This is a genomic window from Bacteroidota bacterium (assembly GCA_018692315.1).
Classification (GTDB): domain Bacteria; phylum Bacteroidota; class Bacteroidia; order Bacteroidales; family JABHKC01; genus JABHKC01.
Window position 1 is genome coordinate 21,383 of the sequence record JABHKC010000198.1, and the last position, 6,525, is coordinate 27,907.

Annotated in this window: 3 protein-coding genes; all 3 read right to left on the bottom strand. The window is 32.5% G+C overall.

Features of this window, described 5'->3' with window-relative positions; genetic code table 11:
• Positions 1 to 5: 5 nt before the first annotated feature.
• A complete protein-coding gene (locus tag HN894_14775) occupies positions 6 to 1,205 on the bottom strand; it encodes an ABC transporter substrate-binding protein (GenBank protein MBT7144587.1) in 1,200 nt (399 codons plus the stop codon).
• Positions 1,206 to 1,247: 42 nt separating this feature from the next.
• Positions 1,248 to 3,086, bottom strand: coding sequence for a T9SS type A sorting domain-containing protein (locus HN894_14780; GenBank protein ID MBT7144588.1), 1,839 nt, complete (start codon positions 3,084 to 3,086; stop codon positions 1,248 to 1,250).
• A 147-nt stretch (positions 3,087 to 3,233) separates the two neighbouring features.
• The gene (locus tag HN894_14785; GenBank protein MBT7144589.1) at positions 3,234 to 6,056 is read right to left on the bottom strand and encodes a PKD domain-containing protein; all 2,823 of its coding nucleotides are present in this window, start codon (positions 6,054 to 6,056) and stop codon (positions 3,234 to 3,236) included.
• Positions 6,057 to 6,525: the final 469 nt, after the last annotated feature.

Here is a 6,525-nt window from a genome sequence, read left to right on the forward strand (position 1 = left end):
TAGTTTTAAAATATTGGTTTATAATAAAATAGCTTATGTTGCGGTAAAATTTCGGGATGAAAAATATGGATTAAATCTTTTAAAATAAGATGTGGGTTTACAATTCCAGATTCCCAATAATCGTTTCCTCCATAAAGATTTTGCCTTGCATTGTTGTTAAAAAGCATTTTATTTTTTATGGCAGCAATTTGTTTGAAACGGCTATCGACAGCCGAAATTTCCTTTGCACTATTTGCAATTCCAATATTTATCCAAATATCTGCATCGGCAGATTTTTCGAAAGCCGATTCGATGCTAAGTGCCAAACTTTCGTGAGACAGATTGTTTTTCCACAAATAATTTCCGCCTGCATCGCCAATAAATTTAGCTGCAAAACTGTTCCCACCTCCAACAAACCATGTATCTTTCCATGGCAATCCGGTCATTATAATAGGTTTCCAATCTGCTTTTTCAACAAGTTGTTTGTAATTGCAATATTCGCTTTCTATTTTTGAAAATTCCTTTTCAGCAAAATCAAGTTTGTCGAAAAATAGTGCAAAAAATTTAAGCCATTCGGCTTTTCCAAGTGGTGTATTTTCAAGATATTCAGCAATAATTACCGGCTGAATATTAAGTTCTTGTAATTTATTTAAAGAATTTAAGGCTTCGCTTCCTACCCCATAAATAAACACTACATCGGGATTTAGTTTTACGATCGTTTCAAAATTTAGGTTGATTTCGCTACCCACTTCACTAATTTTTTCATCGGAAAAGTTTTGCAGAATTTCTTGACTAAATATTTGTTTATGGTCTGAAATTCCAACAATTGTTTGCTGCTTGTCAAGAAAATCGATCATCGCAACATGTGTTGTCGATAAACAAATTACTCTTTCAACAGGAGTTTTTATATGATTTTTTTTACTGAAGTTGGTCGGATTATTTTGGCTTTTTGAAGACAAAATATATTCATACGAAATTCCTTTGGCTCCCTGCCATGGATTGAAAACCAAAAGTTTCTTGTATTTTTCGTAATTTCTGATTTCAAACCCTTTAGAATGTTCAACTTTGACATTTGTGAAATCTCCATCAATTTCTGCCTCTACTGTACTTGTTTTTGAAAAATTGCAGGAGGCAAATAAAAAAACTAAGTTTAAAAAAAAAGAGATTGAAAAATATTTTTGAAATTTGATGTCTGGGATTTCAAATTTTACGGTAGGATTATTCATATCAAAAAAACTGTTCAATAAATTCTCATATATTCCTGAAAATTACAGAACTATAATTTTTTTGGTTACGGAAATATCTTCAGAAACAATATTAACAAAATATAAACCTGGTGGATTATTTGAAAAGTCTATGTCAATTTGATGGGCATTCTTAATATTTTTTGAAAATACAAATTTTCCCAAACTATTGAATACTTTAAGATTAATGTCGGTTTCTTTGTCGAAAGAAATTGTTGCTATATCATTTGTAGGATTTGGAAAAACATTTATTTCTTGTAAAACATTTTCAATCTCTTCCTGATATACAACTTTGCAAGTAATTGGTTTTATTGCAAGTGAAGAATTGAAATCTTCGAAAAGCGAAAAATCTGTTAATCTTATCCAGTTGGTGGACGATCGAATAAATAATGTATTAAACTCGCCTTCTCCCCTATTGTCAGCCATACTTGTAGCAAAATTATCTCCTTCAATATAATAAATTTCGTATCCAACAAAAAAATCACCACTGACAGGCACATCGTTATCGAAATGAAAATGGTGATAAAAATTTGAAGTCATTTGACTGAGGTACACATCTTTATATCCTAAAAGCTCGCCGGGAATGGTGTCTCCATCATATATTTTAAACCTAACTTTCGATGTGCTGTAATTGTAACTAGAAATAGCAACCGGGACAATAAGTCCACTGACATATTCATAGTTTTCAGTATTTACAAATAAATCGGCATATTCATTTATCCCAAGTCCGTTGTGCCCTGGGATTAATCCCCATGGTTGAACTTCAAGTGTCATTAGCGAATCGTAGGGAGAACAATTGCTTAAAGTATCGCACATTTCAGGTATTGGGATTTCTTCAGAAACTTTTATATAATCTTCTTTTATTAAATAATTAGTACCGTGAGAATTAGCAACGGTTAAGGAAACATCATAAGCTCCATGATTATAATAAATAATTTCTGGTGGAAATTGACCCTCAAACGAAGAAGGAACTCCGCCCTCGAAAGACCAAAACCATGAGGTTGGATTAAAGCTTGAAAGATCTGTAAAAAAAACTGTATCGCCTTCCATTATACTGCTGTCTGAGGCTAAAAAAATTGGTATTGGCGGAGCTGAATCAACAACATGAATATAATCTATTTTTATAATTGAATCTATTTGAAAACCTTTGGTAACAATCAATTTCACAGAAAAGTAGCCAAGACTGCTATATGTTATGTTGGTTGGATTTTGATCGTTTGAATTTTGAGGAGTAGCACCATCGAAAGTCCATTCCCAACCTTCGGGCAATGGATTAGACAAATCGGCAAAATCAACTGAACCGCCAACTACAAATTCAAGAATATTTCCTGAAAAGTCTGAAATCAAATCAACGCATGTTTGAGTAATTCCTCCATTTTCTACTATAGTTTGAGTTGAATTTGAAATTACCAAATCTTGCTCAATAATTGAATGGTCAGGAGCTATCAAAATTGCGGTTGGAAATGAAGTAATGCCAATTCCATATTCGCTGACCACAATGTTTCCACCGCCGTTTATTCCACTGACAGTTGGATATTCTATTCCATAATTAAACACAAACTGCTGAACGTCAGCATCGTTTTCGCCCCAATTTATAGCGAAAAACAAAACATTTCCATCGTTGCATCCAAAATCGGTATAAGATTGATTTATATATGAAACTGAATCCTGACTTTGAGGATTTCCGGAAGTGAAAAAATAAATTACGACAAAATTGCCGCTATTCAAATAGTTAAATAAATTTAGTTGAAAACCATTTATGTCGGTTACATTAAAATCGACAGCGGTTGTTAATGGTGTCTGCGAATTTGCAGAAAAACTTGTTATATATAATACGCTCAAAAATATTAAAAATCTCTTCATTTTTCTTTTACATTAAAACAATTTCATAGATAAAAAACCTAATCAAAATTTTATTCAAAACTACTTCATTTAACGAAAGAAGGCAAATATTATGGTCTTCAGCCAATATTTGCCTTCAAAAAGTATATTATAGTTCTTATTTAAAACTTATTTTATTATCGATACTTTTTTAGTAAATATCTTATTCTCAGCAATAAAATTAATGAAATAAATTCCATTGGCTTGATTTCTAAAATCTATCGTAAAATGTGTATCTGAAATTTTATTATTTAGAATATTAATTCTGTTTCCTAGAATATCGAAAATCTGAATGCTGCTTTTTTTACTATTTATATTCACTAAATTTATGTTTACATAATCGTAAGATGGATTTGGATAAACAAGAATTTCGCTTTCTGGCAATGGTTCGTACTCAATATTTAATGATTTGCAAACTATTGGTTTGATTGCTAATGAACTGGTCATGCCAGAATCTATATATGTATCCTGAATATGAGTAATTGGCAACCATTGACTATCAAAATTTACATAAAGAGTACTATTGCCATTCATCCCTCTATCTGCAGCCATACTTGCTGCAAAATAGTCTCCTTCGACATAAAAAACCTGATAGCCAATACAAAAATCTCCTGAAAGCTCTACCGGCTGAGAGAATTCTATAATATGTTCAAAATTTGGTGTCATTTCATAAATAAATACATCTTGCTGTCCTAAAACAGTTGTTGGAACTACATCTGGTCCAGGCAAAGTATCGTAGCCCGGAATTGAATCTACATCCCAAATTTTAAATCTAATTTTAGAATTATTAATTGTACTTGTCGAAATCTCAACCGGAACTTTCAGTGCTGAGATTTGAGTATATTCGTAAACAATTCCCATTGTATCAGACAAAATCGGATTGATAAAAAGGTCGGCATATTCTGTAATATTGTAGCCATTTTGTCCGGGAATTACCCCACCTACATTCACTTCTTGAGTCATCAGAGAGTCAAATCCTTCTATGTTAGACAAAGTATCGCATGATGCAACTATTGGTATTTCAGGATTTACAGTAATATAAGCATTTTTTGTAATGAAATCGATCCCATATGGATTTTCAGCAGTTAATGAAACACTATATGTGCCTGTATTATAGTAATAAATGTCTGAAGGATTTTGGTCGGTTGAACTTGTTGGATATCCTCCTTGAAATGTCCATGTCCAAGTATCTGGTCCACCAGTAGTTAAATCAAGAAAATCTACATTATCTCCTACAGAAATTACAGTTGTAGTAGCAACAAAATCGGCAATAGGTGGCCCTGGTGGCACTACATTTATTTGCTTAGTTTCTATATCGGAACCGGTTGCATTGGTTATAGTTAGTGAAACATTATAAGTTCCTGCAGTATCATAAATAATACCTGTTGGATTTTGCGAATTTGATGTGCCTGGAATTCCTCCTTCGAAAACCCAGCTCCAGGACGTTGGACTTCCAGTTGAAAGGTCAGTATAATCAATAGTTCCTCCTTCGACTACAACAATCAAACTTGAGGTGAATTGAGCATTTGCTTCATTTCCATAGCAATAGTCTCTTCCATCAACTGTCAAAACACCAGTATTATTTGGGTCTAACCAATCTTTTAATCTTTCGGTTGCAGCAGAACCATTCTGGTCCCAGGAATACGACAACTTTCCATACAAATCTGGCGATCCGGTTGCGGTACAATACGAACTTCCTCCAGTTAAATCACCTACAATTAATCCATTAGAATTAAAAATTGGTGAACCGGATGAACCACCTTCGGTAACACCATGTCCATTGGTTGTTGCATCCCAAGTTACTCTCCAGTGAGAGTCAACTCCACTTCCATTCCAATCGCTTGTTGTCAGAGTAGAGCCAAAAGTTGATATTTTTTTAATATCTCCTGAAGGATGGTGAATACTAACACCACTTGATGCAGCAATGTTTTCTCTATCCCATCCATTAAAATATGGCTCATACAATTCAGGAACTTCTTGATTTAGAAGCACTAAATGAAAATCTGAGCCAGCTGTTCCGCCATTTCCACCTCTTGATGTTAGTGTGCAACCTGTAATCGATTGGCTTTCTAAATTGCCCTGAGCTGAAGGGTTTGCACAATCAGGAGCTTCATAATTGAAGTAAAAAATCCATTGATCGTATTGTTGTTGAGTTGCTCCACCTCCGCAATGATCTGCTGTTAAAACATATGGTGTACAATCGTCTTCTTCAGTATTAATAAGGGAGCCTGAACACCAACCTTGTCCGGATGAAGAAGTAAGCATTATTCGCACAACTCCCCGACTTTGATCTCCCCAATCATTTCCTTCAGGCGAACAATTAACATTTACTTGGCAATTATCAGAATCTCCAAATCCTTTTTGGACATTATCTTGCGGAAATGAAACACCTCTATAAATATATGATATTTCTGAAATGCTAATTCTAACTTTTCCTCGTGGATTTTTTTCTTCGTTGTATTCTAGTGTAACCGTTTCTCCTTGAATAATTTCGGTGGCAAAATTTCCACTTTCCGGATTATTAAATTCTGTGAATGCTCCAATAATTTGAGATTGATCTTCATTGTATAAGTATAATTTTCCACCAGGTGGCAGGTAAAAATCATTGTAATAAACAACAAGTGCTTTTGCATCTTCCGATTTTATTTTCAATCGCCAAATCATTTTACCATCAGGCAATTTTGTCCACTTCCCTGAATTATTTATGTCAAGATTTATTGGTATAGATCTTCCAATTTTGTAGAAAATTCCATTTTTCAAATCACCTTCATCTTCTTTATTGATTTCTGTCATATTCAATTTCGGAAAAATCTTTGTAGGGTAATTGTAGTCATCTACATCAAAATACATACTCCATGGAGTACCTCCCTGGCTTATTTGCGTATTTCCTTTCAATGGAAATAAAAAAAAGGCTGCTATGCCTATCAATAAAAGAAGTTTCAAATTTTTCATTATATAAGTTTTTAATCATTTGCAAAATTAAACATATTTTTAGTTTTTCAATGTTATTGAAAACAAATCGTTTAAATAAAATATTCGATTATAATATAGCAATTTATCTAAAATCAGAATAAAAATTCAATCTATTGTAAATGACATATAATTACAAAAACAAGTTGCTTTATAAAATAAATTGCATGCAAAGAAAAAACTGACAGTCAACAATTCCTAAACTCTAAATTTATAATATGAAAAATAGTAAAATCTTGTCAAACTATTTAATTTGCTAATAATGACACAATTGAAAGATTTTTTTGTATATTTGCAGTAATTATATTTTGTAACTACTCAGTATCAAAGATAGAATGAATTTTTCGGATTTTTGATTTATTTTTGAAACTCAAATGTTATTAACAATTTCTGTGTGGTTATTAACAAATTTTTGATACTATTTCTGAAAATGAAAAAAATGCTATATTTA

Coding starts and splice junctions, on each gene's coding strand:
- HN894_14775 (MBT7144587.1), bottom strand. CDS start 1,205: ATGAATAATCCTACCGTAAAATTTGAAATCCCAGACATCAAATTTCAA.
- HN894_14780 (MBT7144588.1), bottom strand. CDS start 3,086: ATGAAGAGATTTTTAATATTTTTGAGCGTATTATATATAACAAGTTTT.
- HN894_14785 (MBT7144589.1), bottom strand. CDS start 6,056: ATGAAAAATTTGAAACTTCTTTTATTGATAGGCATAGCAGCCTTTTTT.